The sequence below is a fragment of the Thermosynechococcus sp. B3 genome (genome assembly GCF_030323045.1).
In the GTDB taxonomy this organism is placed as follows: domain Bacteria; phylum Cyanobacteriota; class Cyanobacteriia; order Thermosynechococcales; family Thermosynechococcaceae; genus Thermosynechococcus.
In genome coordinates, this window is sequence record NZ_CP097584.1 from 1500365 (window position 1) to 1519018 (window position 18654).

At 53.0% G+C, this 18654-nt stretch carries 19 protein-coding genes; 9 read left to right on the forward strand and 10 right to left on the reverse strand.

From position 1 onward, the window contains the following. From lpxC to M0646_RS07600, 8 genes are all read left to right on the forward strand, one after another. Positions 1-858: a UDP-3-O-acyl-N-acetylglucosamine deacetylase gene (lpxC, locus tag M0646_RS07565; protein ID WP_286625179.1), complete on the forward strand. Its 858-nt coding sequence runs from the start codon at positions 1-3 to the stop codon at positions 856-858. 62 nt (positions 859-920) lie between these two features. After that, a complete protein-coding gene (gene fabZ, locus M0646_RS07570) occupies positions 921-1382 on the forward strand; it encodes a 3-hydroxyacyl-ACP dehydratase FabZ (protein WP_286649467.1) in 462 nt (153 codons plus the stop codon). Between the two features lie 12 nt (positions 1383-1394). Continuing rightward, positions 1395-2201, forward strand: a complete 807-nt coding sequence (gene lpxA / locus M0646_RS07575; protein WP_315863029.1) for an acyl-ACP--UDP-N-acetylglucosamine O-acyltransferase — start codon at positions 1395-1397, stop codon at positions 2199-2201. A 27-nt stretch (positions 2202-2228) separates the two neighbouring features. Next, positions 2229-2690, forward strand: coding sequence for a tRNA (cytidine(34)-2'-O)-methyltransferase (locus tag M0646_RS07580; RefSeq protein WP_149819613.1), 462 nt, complete (start codon positions 2229-2231; stop codon positions 2688-2690). Next, positions 2690-3190 (forward strand): gamma-glutamylcyclotransferase family protein, encoded by a 501-nt coding sequence (locus tag M0646_RS07585; RefSeq protein WP_286625182.1) that lies wholly within the window; start codon positions 2690-2692, stop codon positions 3188-3190. Before M0646_RS07580 ends, M0646_RS07585 begins: the two co-directional genes overlap by 1 nt. Next, positions 3187-4440: an HlyD family secretion protein gene (locus M0646_RS07590; protein WP_286625183.1), complete on the forward strand. Its 1254-nt coding sequence runs from the start codon at positions 3187-3189 to the stop codon at positions 4438-4440. The genes M0646_RS07585 and M0646_RS07590 overlap by 4 nt, the downstream gene beginning before the upstream one ends. Positions 4441-4443: 3 nt before the next feature. Beyond that, entirely contained in the window at positions 4444-6651 is a 2208-nt protein-coding gene (locus M0646_RS07595) for a glycosyltransferase family 2 protein (protein ID WP_286625185.1), read from the forward strand. Between the two features lie 402 nt (positions 6652-7053). Beyond that, positions 7054-9297, forward strand: coding sequence for a glycosyltransferase (locus tag M0646_RS07600; protein ID WP_286625186.1), 2244 nt, complete (start codon positions 7054-7056; stop codon positions 9295-9297). Here M0646_RS07600 and M0646_RS07605 read toward each other — a convergent pair. From M0646_RS07605 to M0646_RS07615, 3 genes are all read right to left on the reverse strand, one after another. Then, positions 9294-10487, reverse strand: a complete 1194-nt coding sequence (locus tag M0646_RS07605; protein ID WP_286649468.1) for a hypothetical protein — start codon at positions 10485-10487, stop codon at positions 9294-9296. The genes M0646_RS07600 and M0646_RS07605 overlap by 4 nt on opposite strands. Positions 10488-10769: 282 nt before the next feature. After that, complete coding sequence (rdgB, locus tag M0646_RS07610) at positions 10770-11354, reverse strand: RdgB/HAM1 family non-canonical purine NTP pyrophosphatase (protein WP_149819625.1); 585 nt, start codon at positions 11352-11354, stop codon at positions 10770-10772. A 3-nt stretch (positions 11355-11357) separates the two neighbouring features. Then, the gene (locus M0646_RS07615) at positions 11358-12011 is read right to left on the reverse strand and encodes a TIGR02281 family clan AA aspartic protease (protein ID WP_149819627.1); all 654 of its coding nucleotides are present in this window, start codon (positions 12009-12011) and stop codon (positions 11358-11360) included. A gap of 62 nt (positions 12012-12073) precedes the next feature. On the opposite strand from M0646_RS07615, the gene M0646_RS07620 reads away from it, so the two are divergent. Next, positions 12074-12655, forward strand: coding sequence for a Uma2 family endonuclease (locus M0646_RS07620; protein WP_286625188.1), 582 nt, complete (start codon positions 12074-12076; stop codon positions 12653-12655). A 1-nt stretch (position 12656) separates the two neighbouring features. Here M0646_RS07620 and M0646_RS07625 read toward each other — a convergent pair whose 3' ends face one another. From M0646_RS07625 to M0646_RS07655, 7 genes are all read right to left on the reverse strand, one after another. Further along, positions 12657-13061: an NIL domain-containing protein gene (locus tag M0646_RS07625; RefSeq protein ID WP_149819631.1), complete on the reverse strand. Its 405-nt coding sequence runs from the start codon at positions 13059-13061 to the stop codon at positions 12657-12659. Between the two features lie 604 nt (positions 13062-13665). Then, the gene (locus tag M0646_RS07630; protein ID WP_149819633.1) at positions 13666-15183 is read right to left on the reverse strand and encodes a CapA family protein; all 1518 of its coding nucleotides are present in this window, start codon (positions 15181-15183) and stop codon (positions 13666-13668) included. Between the two features lie 96 nt (positions 15184-15279). Next, positions 15280-15750 (reverse strand): CBS domain-containing protein, encoded by a 471-nt coding sequence (locus M0646_RS07635; RefSeq protein WP_149819635.1) that lies wholly within the window; start codon positions 15748-15750, stop codon positions 15280-15282. Positions 15751-15752: 2 nt separating this feature from the next. Continuing rightward, on the reverse strand, positions 15753-16184 hold the full coding sequence (aroH, locus tag M0646_RS07640) for a chorismate mutase (RefSeq protein WP_149819637.1): 432 nt from the start codon (positions 16182-16184) through the stop codon (positions 15753-15755). Between the two features lie 30 nt (positions 16185-16214). Continuing rightward, positions 16215-17039: a signal peptide peptidase SppA gene (sppA, locus tag M0646_RS07645; RefSeq protein ID WP_286625191.1), complete on the reverse strand. Its 825-nt coding sequence runs from the start codon at positions 17037-17039 to the stop codon at positions 16215-16217. Positions 17040-17099: 60 nt separating this feature from the next. Then, a complete protein-coding gene (locus M0646_RS07650) occupies positions 17100-18218 on the reverse strand; it encodes an S-layer homology domain-containing protein (RefSeq protein WP_286625192.1) in 1119 nt (372 codons plus the stop codon). Positions 18219-18267: 49 nt separating this feature from the next. Then, the gene (locus tag M0646_RS07655; RefSeq protein ID WP_286625193.1) at positions 18268-18654 is read right to left on the reverse strand and encodes a hypothetical protein; all 387 of its coding nucleotides are present in this window, start codon (positions 18652-18654) and stop codon (positions 18268-18270) included.

The following is an 18654-nucleotide window of genomic DNA, read 5'->3' on the forward strand; positions in this document are numbered from 1 at the left end:
ATGGTAACGACCTCTGTACCAACGGCACCGACTGCAACTGCACAGCAAACTCTTGGAAAGGCTGCCCAATGGTCAGGGGTAGGTTTGCATTCTGGTCAATCAGTTGAAGTGACCTTGAAACCCTCACCCGCCAACACGGGACGGCACTTTGTGCGCCTTGATCTGGAGGGACAGCCCGTGATTCCTGCTCAGATTGATGCGGTTCAATCCACTCAGTTGGCAACGGAGTTGGTCGCCAATGGCGCCAGTGTGCGCACGGTTGAACATCTCTTGGCAGCGCTGGCGATCGCTGGTATTGATAATGTCACGATTGAGATCACAGGCGCTGAGGTGCCGGTGCTCGATGGCTCGGCGCAACCTTGGTTAGAAGGCATTCAAAGGGTCGGTGTTGTCCCTCAGGAGATTCCTCGGCCAGCAGTCATCTTGAAGGAACCTGTCACCATTTACGAAGGGGCAGCCTTTGTCAGTGCCATTCCTGCTCCTGAGCTGCGCCTCACCTATGGCATTGACTTCCCCTATGCGGCGATTGGTCGCCAGTGGTGTAGCTTTACCCCTTCAGAACTAGCGGTGGCCGTTGCCCCTGCCCGTACCTTTGGTTTTGCCGAACAAGTGGAGTATCTGCGCAGCCAAGGCCTGATTCAGGGGGGCAGTTTAGAGAATGCTCTGGTGTGCAGTGCCAGTGGTTGGGTCAACCCGCCGTTACGCTTTGCCGATGAACCCGTTCGCCACAAGTTACTCGATCTTTGGGGAGATTTAGCCCTCCTAGGGACACCCCCCATCGCGCATTATGTCGCCTATCGGGCGAGTCATCATCTGCATACCCAATTGGCACGGGCGATCGCCCAACAGATGGTTTAGTAGAAAACCATTCTCCCCTATGATTTGTTTATATCTTTGATTTGCAGCCGACACCTACCCCTATGCCAACGTTGACTGACTCCCCACCGACCACTGTGCTGACGGTTACCGATCTTCAGCAGTTGCTTCCCTACCGCTACCCCTTTTTGCTGGTGGATCGGATCATTGACTATGTGCCAGAAAAGTATGCCGTGGGGCTGAAAAACGTCACGATCAACGAACCCTTTTTCCAAGGGCACTTTCCCGGTCGCCCAATTATGCCGGGGGTGCTCATTGTGGAAGCCCTTGCCCAAGTGGGAGGGGTTGTCCTGATGCAGATGAACTGGGCAAAGGATAAGCTTTCTGTGTTTGCGGGCATTGATAAGGTGCGCTTTCGCCGTCCCGTCGTCCCCGGCGATCAGTTAATCCTGCGGGCCGAGCTTCTTGTTGTCAAGCAGCAGCGCATCGGCAAAATGCAAGGACGGGCTGAGGTGAATGGTCAATTGGTCTGTGAGGGCGAGATGATGTTCTCGCTGGTGGACTAGTCACAATCAATGATGCAAACACTGATCCATCCTACTGCTGTCATTCATCCCAGTGCCGAGCTACATCCCACAGTTCGGGTCGGCCCCTATGCCGTGATTGGTGAACAGGTGCGCGTTGGTGCCCATACCGAAATTGGTGCCCACGTGATTATTGAAGGGCCAACGGAGGTGGGGGTAGGTAATCGTATCTTTCCGGGAGCGATCATCGGCACGGCTTCTCAGGATCAAAAATATACGGGTGCCAATAGTGCCCTGCGCATTGGTGACTACAACACGATTCGCGAGTTTGTGACGATTAACCGCGCCAATGGTGAAGGGGATGCCACGATCATTGGTAACCATAATCTACTGCTGGCCTATGTCCATGTGGCCCATGATTGTGTGATTGAGGATCAGGTGGTAATTACGAATGCGGCCTCGATCGCTGGCCATGTTTGCATTGAATCAAAGGCCCGCATTGGCGGTATGGTGGGCATTCATCAGTTTGTCCATATTGGTCGCTTGGCAATGGTGGGAGCCATGGCACGGGTAGATCGGGATGTGCCCCCCTATATGCTGGTGGAAGGTCATCCGGCGCGGGTTCGTGCCCTCAATCAGGTGGGACTGCGGCGGGCAGGCGTCACAGACGCAGAAATGCGCGACCTCAAGGAGGCGTTTCGGATTCTCTATCGTCGTGAGTTACCTCTTGCCCAGGCGATCGCCCAATTAGCAACCCTACCCCCTTCTGAGCATTTAGAGCATCTACAGCGCTTTTTAACCTATGCCCGCGAAGAGGGACGGCGCGGCTTAACCCCCAGTGGCCGGGCGACAACGGATTAAGTCTCTAGTTGCCACTGACTCAACGCCATGCCTGCTGTGGTGCTTGTCCATCCCCAAATTCCCCCGAATACAGGCAATATTGCCCGCACCTGTGCTGCCACCCACACACCACTGCATCTGATTGAACCCTTGGGCTTTGAACTCAGCGATCGCTACCTCAAGCGAGCTGGTCTTGATTACTGGCCCTATGTCACCTTGCACTGCCACCCCGACTGGCCGACGTTCCTCAAAACCACCCATAGCGGGGGGCGTCTGATTGCCTTTGAGCCTTCAGCCCAACAGATTTACTGGGACTTTAGCTTTGCTGAGAGTGATTGGCTGATCTTTGGCAGCGAACCCGATGGCATCCCCGCCGAAGTCTTAGCGACCTGTGACGCCTTTTTGAAAATTCCCATGTGGCAGCCGGCGGTGCGCAGTTTGAATCTCTCGGCTTCGGTGGCGATCGCCCTCATGGAAGTTTACCGCCAACTCTATTCCTCAACTGCTTGATGACCGAATCACTCCCCCTTGATGATTCCCATATTTTAGACAACGGCTGTATCTGGTACTTTGCCTACGGCAGCAACCTCTGTACCGCCCAAAAAAAACGTCGCATCGGTACCGTCCCCACTGCTGAAGTTGCTGAACTGCGGGGCTATCGCCTTGTGTTCAATAAACGCAGTAATGATGGCACTGGCAAAGCAAATGTTGTCCCTGATCCTCACCGTTCTGTTTGGGGTGTGATTTATCGCTGCACAGAAGCAGACATTGAACGCTTAGATTTTTACGAAGGTGTTAAGTGGGGACATTACCGCCATGAATTTGTTAGAGTCATAACGTCCACGGGTCAGGCGATAACGGCTCTGACCTATGTGGCAGGGGAGGATTTTATTGATGAAACCCTGTGGCCTTCAGCCGACTATTTAGAGACAATTCTCCAAGGGGCAAAGGAGCATGGGCTTCCTGTTGAGTATGTTGCTGAGTTGGGGGAGTGGAAAAACCGAATATGAATACCTCATCATCTTCCCGTGCAGTTGCCACCAAACCCCCACAAACTGAGAAACGGCGCCGCATTTTTCGGATAGTGCGGATTGGCTTGGGGGTGACACTCATTGGCTTAGCTGTGTATGTCCTGTGGTGGCGACAGCGCAATGTGGTCAGTCGGGTCGGCTACCTCAATGGCACAATTATTACCCTCTATGCCAGAATTCCCGGCACCTTAACCCTAAGAGCACTGCGCCCTGGCGAACTCCTGAGTGCCGGTACGGAAATTGGGACGATTCGCAACGATCGCAATCCCCAACTGGAAACCGATCGCCAGAACCTTGAAACTCGACTCAATGTCGCCCTTTCCCAACAACGGGGACTGCAACAGAAACGCAACAGCCGTATGGCTCTGATTTCTCAACTCGATCGCTATCAGCAGAGTCAGCAAACCCTTGAAGTTCGCTTTGCCCAAGAGGCAGTGCAGCGTACCCTAGGCGAACTGCGCCAAGCCCAAGAAGCTCTGGCCATTGCCCGCATTGAAGCCGATCGCTATACCAGCTTAGTGGAAACAGGGGCTGTGGCGCGCCAACTCGCCGATGAAGCCGTTTCCCGTGCCAAGCAAGCAGCGAAATTTGTTGAGAGTAAACAGGCCGAACTGCGCCGCCAACAAACAGCCCTACAAGCGGCTCGCCAAGGATTGCAACTGGATGCTTCGCGTACTTTTAGCTTTCCCCAAATCCGCCTCATTGATTTAGAAACTGAACTGGTTGATATTGATGTTGAACTTTTGGCAGTGGCCACAACGATTGCCGAGTTACGCCGTGAAATTGCCAATATCAAACAGCAACTCTCCCTGCAACGCCTTGCCCCCGTGAAAGTACCGACGACCGCAGTGGTTTGGTCAGTGATCCACAAAACAGGGGATTTGGGTATTCCCCTGACCGCAGGGGATCCGATCGTTAAAATTCTCGACTGTAGCGATGTTTGGGCAACGGGCTTGGTGGCGGAGCGGGATAATCCTCGCCTGCGGGTGGGTCAGGAAGCAACAGTGCGCTTATTGGATGGGAGCGATCGCCGGCTAACGGGGATTGTCCGTGCCATTCGCGGCGGGCCGGGCAAAGTCGAAGTGGGTGAAAATGTGGCTGTGCCCCCTCCCGACTTGGTACGTAACGAACTGGCAGTTGACGTTCAACTGAACAACCTACCTGAAGACTTAAGCGCTGAGCGTTTCTGTGGTGTGGGTCAAAGTGTTGAAGTGATCTTTGGAAGCTAAATCATGCGCCTCAAGTCGTTGCAAGCCGATGGCTGGCTTTTGATCCTAGGCTTTCTCGGCCTTCTAGGGGTACTGCTGTGGCAAGTCGATTGGCGAGATTTGCTGCCGAATCTTGTCGGTTTTTGGCAGGGCGGACAAGCCATCATGCGCCCTCAGGGGACAACCCTTGAAGCACTGCTGTTGCCTGCCTTTGTGTGGCTTGCCATCACGTTTCTTCTTAAGGAACTCTGCCCTAAACCCACTTTTTGGTCACGGCTGATCGTCAGCATCGGCATTGCCCTACTGGGAATCCGTTATGAATTGTGGCGCTTCTTTGGCAGTTTGAACTTGGATGATCCCCTCAATGGCACGATCTCCGTCGTTCTCTTTTTGGCAGAATTGCTGACGGTTTTCAATAGTGTGGCCTTTTTCTTTCACTGTATTTTCTCCATTGACCGCGCTCCCGAAGCCGATCGCCTCAGTCAAGCGGTGATTCGCGGTGAGTATCTGCCTTGGGTAGATGTGATCTTGCCGACCTACAACGAAGGGGTGGATATTTTGCGGCGTTCGGTGATTGCCTGCCAAGCCATGGACTACCCCAACAAGCGGGTTTACCTGCTCGATGATACCCGTCGGCCAGCGGTGCGTGCCCTTGCCGCAGAACTCGGCTGTGAATATCGCGATCGCCCCGACAACCGCCATGCCAAAGCAGGGAACATTAACCATGCGCTGCCCACCCTTAGTGGTGAACTCATAGCAGTCTTTGATGCTGATTTTGTCCCCAGCCGCAACTTCCTCACCCGCACCGTTGGCTTTTTCCAAGATCCCAAGACGGCAATGGTGCAGACGCCGCAGCATTTTTTCAATGAAGACCCCGTTGCCGTCAATCTCGGCCTTGAGGGCATCCTCAACAATGAGCAAACCCTTTTCTTCCGCTTTATTCAGCCCAGTCGTGACTACTGGGACTCCGTTGTCTGCTGTGGTACCTGTTTTGTGATTCGCCGTAGTGCCCTCGATGAAATTGGTGGCATTCCCACAGACAGTATCACCGAAGACTACATGACAACCATTAAGCTGCAAAGCCTTGGCTATCGCGTCAAATACCTCAATGAAGCCTTGGCGGCGGGTATGTCCCCGGAGACGATTAGTGCCTACATTAACCAACGGCTGCGCTGGGGGCAGGGCACACTGCAAATGCTCTTTTTGGGGGGAAACTTTTTCACTGCCCCTAATCTGCGGTTAACGCAGCGCCTCTCCCATTCCTTGAGTATTATCTACTGGTTTCTTTCCATTCCGCGGGTGATCTTTCTTTTGGCACCGTTGGCCTTTTTGCTCTTTGGTATTGCTCCCTTGCGAGCAACGGTGAACGAGATTCTTTACTTTTACTTTCCCTACTATCTGGGGAATATCATGGCCTTTTCATGGCTCACCGAAGGTCGCCGCTCCGCTTTTTGGTCGGATGTCTATGAAACGATTATTGCCTTTCCGATGGCGATCACGGTGATTCGCACGCTCATTAGTCCGAGGGGTAAAACCTTTAAAGTGACCCCCAAAGGGGTGGTGGATCCCCATCGCATCAATATCAACTGGCCGCTGATTCGTCCCCTGATGATCATTGCCATTTTGACGATTGTTGGCCTGATCTGGCGCAGTTCTCCCCTGCAGGATACGATTGTCAACCCCGATAGCTTGGCGGTAAATATCGTCTGGTCAATCTATAATCTGTCGCTGCTGTTGGTGTGTATGCTGGTGGCCATTGATGTACCGCAGCGCCGTTTTACTCGCTTTCTGCGGGCTGAACCCTGTGAACTCATTGTTGGGGGCGATCGCTACGTCGGGCAAACTGTGGATATTTCTGAAGAGGGCGCCCGCTTACAAATCCGCCGCTGTGACACTTGTCAGGAAAACCATGCTTCGCCGCAGGGATTGCGAACCTATAGTGCCCAATTTCGCCTCTTGCCTCCTAGCGAACTCGCAGATCTATGGCTCTCGGCAGAGCTGCGCTGGCACGATCAGGAGCGCCTGATTCAACTTCAGCAGGGGGCGAGCAGCAACCCTGTCGAAATGCGAATTCGCTTTGTGGATCTATCCTTGGCAGAGCACCGTCGCCTGATCCCCTACCTCTACTGCCAACCGGGGCAATGGCATGAAACTCGTGTGCCTGAAATTAAGACCGCTTGGGCAATGATTCAAAGTGTCTTTCGCCTGCATCCCCTTGCCGAAAGTCGCTAGCCTATTGTTGAAATTTTGCTTTAATTTTTCGGTATAGGCTTAGTTTTGCTAAAGCATTGGGTACACTAGAGGTAAGTTCCCTAAATGGATTAGCACCATGGTGAAAAATTACATCTGTCCCATTCTTGTCAAGCCAAAGCGGCCATATTTTTTAGCCTACGAATTCGCTGCAATTATTCTAGGCAGTCAGAAATTTTGCTGATAATTAATCTTGCATTTAGAAGCGTTGTTATTCATCAAATCAATTAACACCACTGCTACATCCAAGACTCATTGATCAAAGCATTGAAAATAGTTGAAATCTAAAGAGTTGCTCACCCGATCGTAATTTTGAGGTCGTGGCGTTGTTCAACTCTGAGTGAGTACAGGATGTAGAGCTTCATCCCAACTGACTGTGTTCCCATGAAGCTACTTGAAACTAACAACCTATCCCCTAGGGTTTCTCAGCCATCGAGGCCGCCTACGCCACAGGCACCTGCGCGATCGCGACGTATTAGCCCTGATCTGTGGCTTTTACTGTTGGGCAGTGGCGCATTTCTGGCCGTCCTGCTGAGTCAACTGGATTGGCAAAACTTTCTACCCAACTTAGTCGGTCTTTGGCACGAGGGGAAAGCACTGCTGCGGGCTGACGGCACGACGCTTCAAGCACTCCTATTGCCCACACTAGTCTGGATTGCCATTACGTTCTTCCTGAAGGAGATCTCCCCCAAGCCCAATTTTTGGTCGCGTTTAATTGTGGGTTTGGGGCTGACCCTGTTGGCACTGCGGTATATCCTCTGGCGTTTTTTTAACAGCCTCAACCTAGATGATCCCCTCAATGGCACGATTTCGATTCTGTTATTTATCGCTGAACTACTGACCCTAACAAATACCATTTGCTTTTTTGCCCTGTGTATCTTTTCTAAAGACCGCAGCCCTGAGGCCGATCGCCTAAGCCAAGCTGTGATTCGGGGGGAGTATTTGCCTTGGGTGGATGTGATTCTGCCCACCTACAACGAAGGGGTGGACATTTTGCGGCGTTCAGTCATTGCCTGCCAAGCCATGGACTACCCCCACAAGCGCATCTACTTGCTGGACGATACCCGACGGCCGGCGGTGCGTGCCCTAGCTGCAGAACTCGGCTGTGAATATCGCGATCGCCCCGACAACCGCCATGCCAAAGCCGGTAACATTAACCATGCACTGCCCACGCTCACGGGGGAGTTGATTGCCGTCTTTGATGCCGACTTTGTTCCCAGTCGCAACTTTCTCACCCGCACGGTGGGTTTTTTCCAAGATGCGAAAACGGCAATGGTACAGACCCCCCAACACTTTTTCAATGAGGATCCAGTGACTGTGAATCTGGGGCTAGAGGGGATTCTCAACAACGAGCAGACGCTGTTTTTCCGCTTCATTCAGCCCAGCCGCGATTTCTTTAACGCCGTTGTGTGTTGTGGCACCTGTTTTGTGATTCGCCGTAGTGCCCTCGATGAAATTGGCGGCATTCCCACCGACAGTATCACCGAAGACTACCTCACCTCACTCTATTTGCAGGGGCGTGGTTATCAGATCAAATACCTGAATGAAGCCCTCTCAGCAGGAATGTCGCCAGAAACCATCAGCGCCTATATTAACCAGCGATTGCGGTGGGGACAAGGTACCCTGCAAATACTGTTCCTCAAGGACAACTTTTTTACCATTCCTAACCTCAACTTCCTGCAGCGTTTTTACCATAGCCTTGGCGTGCTCTATTGGCTGCTGTCGATCCCCCGCGTTATTTTTTTGCTGGCGCCCTTGGCCTTTTTGCTCTTTGGGCTGGCGCCGCTGCGCGCCACAATTAACGAGGTAGTGTACTTTTACTGTCCCTACTATTTGGGCAATATCATGGCCTTTTCTTGGCTCACCGAAGGCCGCCGCTCCGCCTTTTGGTCCGATGTTTATGAAACCATCATTGTTTTTCCCATGGCTATCACAGTGATCCGCACCCTGATCAGTCCTAGGGGCAAAACCTTCAAAGTCACGCCCAAGGGGATTGTGGATCCCCATCGCATCAATGTTAATTGGCCAGTCATTCGTCCCTTGTTAATCATTGCCGCTCTAATGATGTTTGGTCTCATTTGGCGGAGTTCGCCTTTGCAAGAGACGCTGGTCAATCCCGATAGTTTGGCCATTAACATGGTCTGGTCTAGCTACAACTTTCTCTTGATTTTGGTCTGTGCTCTGGTGGCCATTGATGTGCCGCAGCGACGACATCCGCGGTTCCTGCGTTCTGAACCCTGTGAACTCATCGTTGGGGACAACTGCTATGGCGGACAAACGGTTGACCTGTCTGAGGAGGGGGCACGAATACGTCTCAATAGGTTGCCGGCGGAGTTGTTAGATGACCCCCGAGGCGAACTGCACTTTCTGGCGCCGAGCCCTTTGGTCTACTTGCGCTTACCGATCCAACTGCGGTGGTCAAGAATGGTTGCGTTAGGAAAAAACGCCACGGCTTTAGAGATTGGTGTGCAGTTTCTTCCCTTTTCTTTGCCAAAGCAACGTCGCTTTATTCGTTATCTTTACTGTCAACCCGGCCAATGGGATGAAGTTCGTGTGCCTGAGATTAAAACCGCTTGGGCAATGATTCAAAGTGTCCTTCGCCTGCATCCCCTCGCCGAGAGCCGCTAACCATTGAGAAGGGTGAGGAGATTTTGAATCGCCATACTAGTGGCGCGAACTGCGGCTTGAACGTTGGCATTCTTTGGCTCGACTTGCAGCAGATAGGCCAAGCTGGATTGGAGATAGGTTAAGGCCATCTGAATGTTGGGATCAATGTGCTGGTAGGTTTGGGGCGGGTAGGGCTGACCATAACTGGGATGGGCATAGCCAACGGAGTGCTCGTAGTTGGCCGCTGGATACCCTTGGGAATAGTCATAGTTGGGGTGGGGATAGCCCACAGAATGCTCGTAGTTGGCCGCTGGATACCCTTGGGAATAATCATAGTTGGGGTGGGGATAACCCACGGAATGCTCGTAGTTGGCCGCTGGATACCCTTGGGAATAATCATAGTTGGGGTGAGAATAGCCGACGGCGTGCTCGTAGTTGGCCGCTGGATACCCTTGGGTGGCTTCAACCGGTTGCGCAGGCTCAGGGGGCGTTGAAACTGTTGCTGCAACCGCAGGTACTGGTGGCGCTGACGGCAAAATGACGGCGTGATCTTCTTCCTTCTCCGGTTCGCCAGCAGGGGAGTCAATTGGCGTTGATGGGGTGCTACTGGCCTTGGCAGCCATAATTTCCGTAGCATCGAGGATTTGGGTGGGGGCGCTGTCAATGTCTCCCATGCGTTCTCCCCGTTTGTAGGCACTGATCTGACTGGGACTCTCGGCGGTGTCTTTTTCCTCTTTTTTCAGCCACACCAAAAAGTCAGAGGCACTGTAGGTGGCTTCCCCGCCCAAGGTACGAATAGCAACAAAGCCATTGGCCGCATTGACGCTTTGAATGGGATACCACGTACCCCGATAGAGAATCATCGCATCCATCCCAAGGGAGTTACCCCCTGTCAGAGCGCCGCGTCGCTTACCCCGTGCCCAGCGGTCTTTCCACAGCACTCCCGCTTCGGTGTACTGGATCACATAGCCTTCGGGAACGGTGCGATGTTCGTAACGTAAACATCCGGGGGTTTGAGCCACGCCGACTTGGAAGATCTTATAATCTACCATTACCTCTTGAATCAGAGGCCGATAGGGGGAGGCATCTCGTACTTCAATGGCAAGGGTGGGGGCATCTGTTTTCACCCGAGCAACAATGCCATCTTTGTAGGAAATCAACTGAACTTCATCAAAGGTGGTTTCGACGCGCAGGTGCCGATTCGAGAGCATTCGCGAATTTTTCTGAATCAAGTCTTTAATAAATTGGTCTATTAATTCGCGATCGCCCATAGTTTTTGCTTTGAATCACGGCAAGAAGACTACCAGCCACTGGGCCTACGGGACGTGCACCTTTCCTTTCATTATATTCCCTGTGAATTTCTTTCTATCAAGGGCATCGCTGAATGGAGCTTTGCGACGCTAGACCCGTTCTTGCATAGTGGCCACAGGTTGGTTGAGGAACACTATTGGCGTCAGTGTAGGACAAAAAGCTTGCTGCCAACAACCGTGAATCTACGGATGAAAGGTTTGCAAATACTCCCGCAGCCGCTGTAATGCCTGACCCCGATGACTGACCTGTTGCTTTTCAGTGGGACTCATCTCGGCAAAGGTACGCTGCTGACTGGGCACCCAAAAGATAGGATCGTAGCCAAACCCCCCTTGACCGCGGGCCGCCGTTAAAATCTCACCTGCACACCGTCCTTCGGTCGTAACGGCAATCGTGCCATCGGGACGCGCGAGGGCAATGACACAAATAAATTCAGCGGCGCGATCGCTGACACCGGCCATTTCCCGTAATAGACGCTCAATACGCTCAGCATCCGTCGCACCGTAGCGAGCCGAGTAGATCCCCGGTGCCCCCTCAAGGGCATGAACGGCTAGCCCCGAGTCGTCGGCGATCGCCCACTTTCCCAGCTCCTGAGCGGCAGTGATGGCCTTCAAACAGGCGTTGCCCACAAAGGAATCCGCAGTTTCAGCAATCTCAATCGTGGCTGGCAGGGGCAGCAACTCCCCAATCCATGGCTGTAACCAGCCTTGAAACTCTCTGACTTTACCGGCATTGTGACTGGCTAAGACCGCTTGGGCGAGAATGGGCATTTCCTAAGGACGACGCTGCAACTGAATATGATCTTGCCGCAAACTGACATCAAAGTGCTGCAGAAAATCCTGCCCCAATAGGCCAATGGTCATTTCAGGCCCAGCGACAGCAACGGGCACTTGCTTCCGATGAAAACCGCCGACGCTGATGGATTGGACATAGACCACTGGCAGCACCACTTGACCATTCGCGGTATGAAACAGGCGATTATCCACCACTTGAGCGGGGGTAATGCCTAAAGCGCGTGCCATCGATCGCGTAATCACTGTCATACTGGCGCCTGAATCCACTAGCATCTCAAACCGTAACCGTTGATTAAACATCACTGGGATAACGGGAATTCCTCCCTGCCGCCGCAGAATCGGTACGATGCCACTGGGCTGGGTGATCACTGTTGCCATGGGCGGAGCAGGGGTTCGGGGAAGTTGTTGCAGCCGCACCAATTCTTGACGATAGCTAGTAAGGGCTGGCGCCTGTTGGGGATGGGCACGAATGACCTGATCGAGAATTTGCACCGCTGTTGCCCAGTCTTGGTTGGCGATCGCCCGATAAAAACTTTCTGGCAGTGCCACCGCAGGCACCCCCTTGGCCGGGGCAATCAGGAGCATCATCCCTGCCAGCGTTGCCAGTGCCCAATATCCGTGTTGTTGGGTCATAATTTTCTTCGTACCCTAGGATCAATAGTAGCGAGATAAGCGTTGGCTATTCTAGGCTGCCAATGAGCACGCAACCTTCGCCACAACTGAGTCCTGAAGACTATCTGCAACGGGAAACCCAAAGTGGGGTCAAGCACGAATACATCAACGGTCAGATCTACGCAATGGCAGGGGCAAGCGATGCCCATGTCACCTTAGCCTTAAATTTGGCAACTCTGCTACGACCAACGGTGCGCCAACGGGGCTGTCGTCTCTACATTTCAGATATGAAAGTGCGTCTGGAGCAGCGAAATTGCTTTTACTATCCGGATCTTTTTGTTACCTGCGATCCACGGGATCGGCAAACCTCTCTCTATAAATCTTTCCCTTGCTTGGTGATTGAGGTGCTCTCTCCTTCAACAGAGGCCTTTGATCGCGGCGATAAGTTCCTTGACTATCAAAGCCTTGAGACGCTAGAGGAATACGTGCTGGTCAATACTCGTCAGCAGCGGCTAGAGACCTTTCGTCGCAGTACCTCGGGCTTATGGGTTTGGCAGGGCTATTCCCCGCCACAAAATTCGGTTGAACTCAAGAGCATCGCTTGGCAAGGCCACTTGTCTGATATCTATCAAGACGTGACCCTTGAGGAGGAGTTGAGGAGTTGAATTAAAAGTTGGTGTGAATCGCCTCCATCGGGCACGCGGTCACACATTGCTCACAGACAATGCAACGGGAGCGGCTAAATTGGAGTTGAAACGTCTCTGGATGGAGCGTCAGCGCCTGAGTGGGGCATACCCCCGTACAGAGGCCACAGTGGACACAGGCCTGCTCATCAATCACAATTTCACGGCTGGCAAGGGAAACCTCAATATTCTGTTGTCGTAACCATTCTAGGGCGGCCTCCATTTGATCAATGTCCCCAGCCAACTCTAGAACCAGTTTGCCCACTTGGTTAGGTGCCACTTGGGCGCGGATGATATTGGCAGCAATGTTAAAGTCCTTGGCTAGGCGATAGGTGACGGGCATTTGAATCGTCCGTCGAGGGAATGTCAATGTGACTCGCTTTTTCACTGGTTGAAGCTTTGCATCGCAGTACAGCCCTTTCCACAAGTATCGCACACTCGCAACGCTGTGAAAGTTAGCGCACAGCCCTTTTCATAGGAATTGAAAATGAAAAACCATTAAATTTTGTTTACTAGTCTATAAACCTAAAAGCCATCTCCAAAGTGAAATTGTTACCCTGCTAGATAGGATGAGATAGAGAATTTTTATCAAAATTTAATAAATTATTAAAAAATGAACATTGCAAAGAAAAGCGAATCTCAAATCAAGCTAGAAGGTTCATCCGTTGCTGATGAAATGGCTCTTTTATGGACGCTTGCTGGCTTGATAATCATTTTCTTAAAATTATACTTTTCTCCCACCCTTTCAGTACAGTTGAGTTGTCAGCGCACTGAAACGAAAGATATGACCGCCACTGCCCAGTGCTTAGTTAAAGAATATTGGTTTTGGGGATTGTATAAACGAAATGAAATGTTAGTTGAATATGTCTCAAGGAGTAACATTGAAATCAAAGAGGAAATAGTTCGACAGCCGAATCCTTTATTACGCAAATTCCTAAGTTTCTACCGGTCAAAATTGAGCACCAACAGTTGTCTCATCGACCAGAGGAAGACTAGGATTGGGAATCGGTGCTGACAATTTCACCGAGGCGTTCAATCTGCAAGGGAGTGTTGGGAAAGTCGGCTTGGGTTAAACGGCGAATCAGTTGCACACTGGCAAAGTTTTGATCAATGTGGGGAATCCCCTTGGCATTGAGGCGTACAGGAATGACTTTACCTTGAAGGAAGCGGCCAGAACCATCGAGTTCAACATCGAGGATTAAGGACTTGCCAAGGGTGCCGTGACTGCTCAGGGTCTGATAGCCGACAAAGTTCCCTAGGGAATAGGCAATGAGGCGGCCTTTATACAATTCGAGGGCACGGGGGACATGGGGACCATGACCTAAGATTAAATCGGCACCGTTATCAATCATGGTGCGGGCAAACTGAACCACATTGCCGCGGTCTTCGCCATAAAAGTACTCGGTGCGATCGCGGGTGTGAATTTGATCGCTGCCTTCGGCGCCACCATGGAAACTAACAACCACAATATCAGCGTTTTGCTTGGCCTTCTGGACAAGAGCAGCACCGGCCTTGAGGTCTTGAATGCGATTTTGGCCGTAGTAGGTGGCAAAGCCAATAAATGCGGTTTTCAGGCCATTGACTTCGAGGTAGGTAATTTGATTGAGATCACCAATGGCGGTCATGCCAGCGGCGTTGATGTGGCGAATCGTATCGCGAAATCCCTGCTCATTAAAGTCGTAGCTGTGGTTGTTGGCAATGTTGAGGACATTGAAACCAGCTTGGCGCAACACCTGTGCATAACTGGGCGGTGAGCGAAAGGCAAAACTGCGACCACTACTGGTGTTTTTGAAGGGATGGGGATGATCGGTGAGGGTACTTTCATAATTGCCAAAGAGGAGATCTGCCCCCTGAAGATAGGGTTTCACTTGGGCAAAGAGCTTTTGTGGATCCGCAGGCAAGCGGTTACTCGGAAAATTGGTGCCAAGGACAATATCGCCAACGGCCTTAATCCGCAAACGGCGATCGCTCGGGGCGGGTGGGGGGGGCACAAGGGGAACGTCGGGTTCAGGGGTTGTAATGGCTGGACTGGGTTCCGCACTCGGCGGGGCATCGACACTGAGTTGATTTTGCAGGGTAAGGGCAACGGCACCCGTGCCCGCGATCGCCAATAAACTGAGGGCAAAAGCACTGACCGCTTGATGGGATGGCGTGGTGGCAGGTGTCGTTGGATTTGAGCTTGTCTGCACAGACGGCGCCGCTGGTAAGGTCTCCTGTAAGTCAATGGTCTGTGTCCATTCTGGCCATTCTTCGCCAAGGAGCCGAGCATGGAGCCGTACACGTAGAACGCCTTGGGGCGCCAATTGCTTGAGGCCTCGGCAAACAAACTGAACGCAGACTTGGGGAGGGAGCGATCGCGCCGCTTCAAACATAATTTGTAAACAGTCACCCCGTCGCCGAACGAGGGCACGCACTCCCTTGGCCTGAAGCGTGCGGTTCATCAAATGGGCAATGGCCTCTGCTTGACCCTGCCGTGCCTGCTGCCAAATCAAATCAAGGGAAGCGGTCATGATCAAAGAACCCTCAGGCGATCGCGAGCGAACCTGTGGTTATTCTATGGGAAGTCACCAATCTTGAAAGTTAGTGTCAGGTCAATTTGACAAACGTCACGCAGAAGTTTCTTGGGTATGCAAGGCTCGCAACAGATCATGACGGCTAATAATGCCGACCAATTCTCCTTGGGCATTCAAGACCGGCAGGCGACTAATGTGGTGATTCACCATGAGGCGAGCCGCTTCAGCAATGGGTGCATCGACGTTAATCGTGTGGGGGTTGGGGGTCATCACATCTTGCACCTGTTGGCCGAGGGTTTTCTTGAGGTGTTGATGAAAGGATTCTGGAGACTCAAAGTAAATAATGCTGCCGAGGAACGTAATGTACAACGGTGGCTCGAGAGGCGCTTCGCGCACAATCAGGTCAGCTTCAGACACCAAGCCCACCAATTTGCCCTTATCATCCACCACGGGGAGGCCGCGCACCTGTTTTTCTTCCATCAGGCGAACTGCCTCAGAAATCGGGGCATCGGTAGGAATGGTAAAGGGGTTGGGGGTCATGTAGTCACGGACAAGAGCGGTCATAGTTAACCTAGGGAATGAGAGGACAGATGGAGGGGATGGTAGTCGCCGTGCATTGCCAGATCGGGACGGAGGCTCTGGGCATGGCGCAGGTAGGCATGGTAAATCGGTTGATCGGGGTTGGGGGTGTTGAAGTAAATCAAGCAGCGGATACAGCGGGGTAAGCCTCCCTCCACATGCATTTGTTGAACATCGAGGAGAGGAATGTTGCGCCAATGGGGACATTCCCGGGCGATCGCCGCCGGAAAGATTTGATCGAGGTCACGGGTCACAGAGAAGGTTACACTAATCACTTCCGAGAAATCGAGGGCATTGCGCCGCTCAATCTCGCCGAGGAGTTCCAAAACCGCCTCACGGATTGCTGGAATTGAATTTTCAGTGGCGGTAGTTGCTCCACGAATTGCTCGGACGCGCCAGCCCACAGTGTGCTCCTCCATCAAGATATCCGCAAGGGTACTGTATCCAGCTTAGGGGCGATAGAGCCATAGGGGAAGTCCATTGGTGGCCATTTCAAATTCCAGCCAGTCGAGACCCGCTTGCCAGGGAAAGGGGAATCGTTCCTGCTGACGCGGAAACAGCCGAGCCAAGGGGGACTTGGGTTCTTCGATGGTTTGCACCTTGGTTTTGTCGGGGTCAAGTCCGGCCAGTTCCGCTAACCAGCGCCGGGCATCCTCCTCGGTTCCTAGGCGATCCACCAGTCCGAGAGCAAGGGCCTGTTCACCCGTAAAGACACGGCCATCGGCAAAACTGCGCACGGTTTCGACATCGAGGTTACGGCCTTCGGCCACGGTTTGGACAAATTGGTGATAGCTGGTGTCAATGAGGTCTTGGAGAATGCGGATTTCTTCCTCGGTAAGGTCGCGATCGAAAGCAAGAATGTCCTTGTAGGGGCCAGACTTGACCACCTTGAATGAGACCCCCACCTTGTCGAGGAGCCGTTGCAAATTGTTGCCCCGCAGGATGACGCCAATACTGCCCGTAATGGTGCCGGGGTTGGCCATGATGTGCTGTGCCCCCATACCGATATAGACCCCGCCAGAGGCAGAGATATTGCCAAAACTGGCAACGATTTTCATTTTCGACTGCAAACGCTTGAGAGCCGCATAGATTTCTTGGGAGTCCCCCACGGTCCCGCCGGGACTGTCAATGCGCACCAGTAGTGCCGGATAGCCCCGTTCTTCAATGGTTTTCAGGGCTTTGAGGACACGACGGCGAGTACCCCCAGCGATCGCCCCCGTAATTTCGAGGCGGGCAATTTGACGATGGTAACCACGGGATAAGGGCCAAGGCATAGGTAGCAATCAGTTCAGCAAATCGTAACAATTGACTCGGATTTCTAATCTAGCAAGGTTCTAGGAGGCAGAGGGCGGTGCTTGCTTCACCATCGCTGCTGAGAGTCCCTCGGTACCGTTGCCGATATACCACAGGGCTGCTGCGGCTTCGGCGTGGGTGACGGGTTTTTGGGGCTGGAGCAAGAGGGTTTCTCCCCAAACGCGGCGAATGTTCGAGAGATCCCCCGCGAGATAGTCAGCGGCCACGGCATTGATGGCGGGGGGAGCAATCCGTTGACTGTCCTTGAAGCCCCATGTTTGCTGAATGCGGTCAATCGTGCTGGGACTGAGCCGCCCCTGTTGATCAAGGGGCACTTTCCACTGCAACAGCGTTTCGCGAGTAAGGGGAGCATTGGGGCGAAAGAGGGTACTAGTATCGCCGGTGAGGGGGCTGGGCAAAAATCCTGCCATCGCCAGTCCCTGAATATAGGGAAAGTCGGGATTATCACGGGGCACATCTTGGAAAATGGGTGTGTCGTTGCGGCTGCCCAAGCGGATTTGGCGTGCGGGGCGATCGGCATAAAAGCGGTTGTAGGTGGTCACCAACCAACGCACAAACTGAGCACGACTGATGGGGGTATTGGGTTGCAGGCGATCGCCCGTGGTGCTGAGAACCCCCAGTTCTGCCAAGTCACGAATGGCCGGCTGTAGGGGGGCAGGGGCGTCCTCTAGATCAGCGAACGTTTGGGGGGAGGAATGGGTGGGCTGGGGAGACGGTGTGGCCGTGGTGCTATTGGTGGATGTGTAGGCCACGGTGAAGGTTGTCAGGTTATTTTCTGGCACCGTGTTGATGGTGACGCTCACTTCCAGTTCAGCACTGCGCCCCCTGAGGGTGATCGTATTGTCGGCTACCTGTTGCTCCACCAGTTGCCAGCCCGACTGCTGAAATTGTTGGCTATAGAATTGCTGGATGGCGATCGCCGGCGCGGGTGCTTGCCAGCGGGTTTCCGTCGTCTGGGGTGACCCCGCTTGGGGCTGATTGGCTACAAGCATCGCATTAGGAAACCGTAAATTCTCTGGTAGCGTTGTCGTCGGTTCTGGCGTGGGTGCTTTCCCCGCCCATTGATCAGCATTGGGGTCAGCAGCAAACCAACTTTGTAGCCCACTGCCCTCACAACTGCTGAGAAGCAGGGCACTCAAGAATAAGATCCATCCCAATTGGCGCGATCGCTTCAACGTTCTTCGACCCTCAGCTTGCTACCGTTTCACTCAGCACTGATTTCAACCGCCATAGAAGGAAAGTCTGCCCCAACTCTAGAGGCAGCGGTGTCACCCCCTCAATACAGGACTGTACCCAGCCCTCTCCCCACGACCATTCTTGCCAGCCCTCAATGGTCTGCCGCAGCACCAATACCAGTCGCTCTGCTGTGAGTAGTTCCACGCGATGTTCCAGTTTTAACCACAGGAATTCACTGCTGAAGGTATCCCCCACTTGCAGGCGATCGCCCGTCGTCTGAATCTGTAGGGGCCACAACCACTGCCGTAACTGTGCTGGCTGCGTCAAATAATCCCGCAGTTGGTCTGCGGTGGCCGGCACTTCAATGCGCAAATGGCTTGATTGAAATGTTCCCAGCAT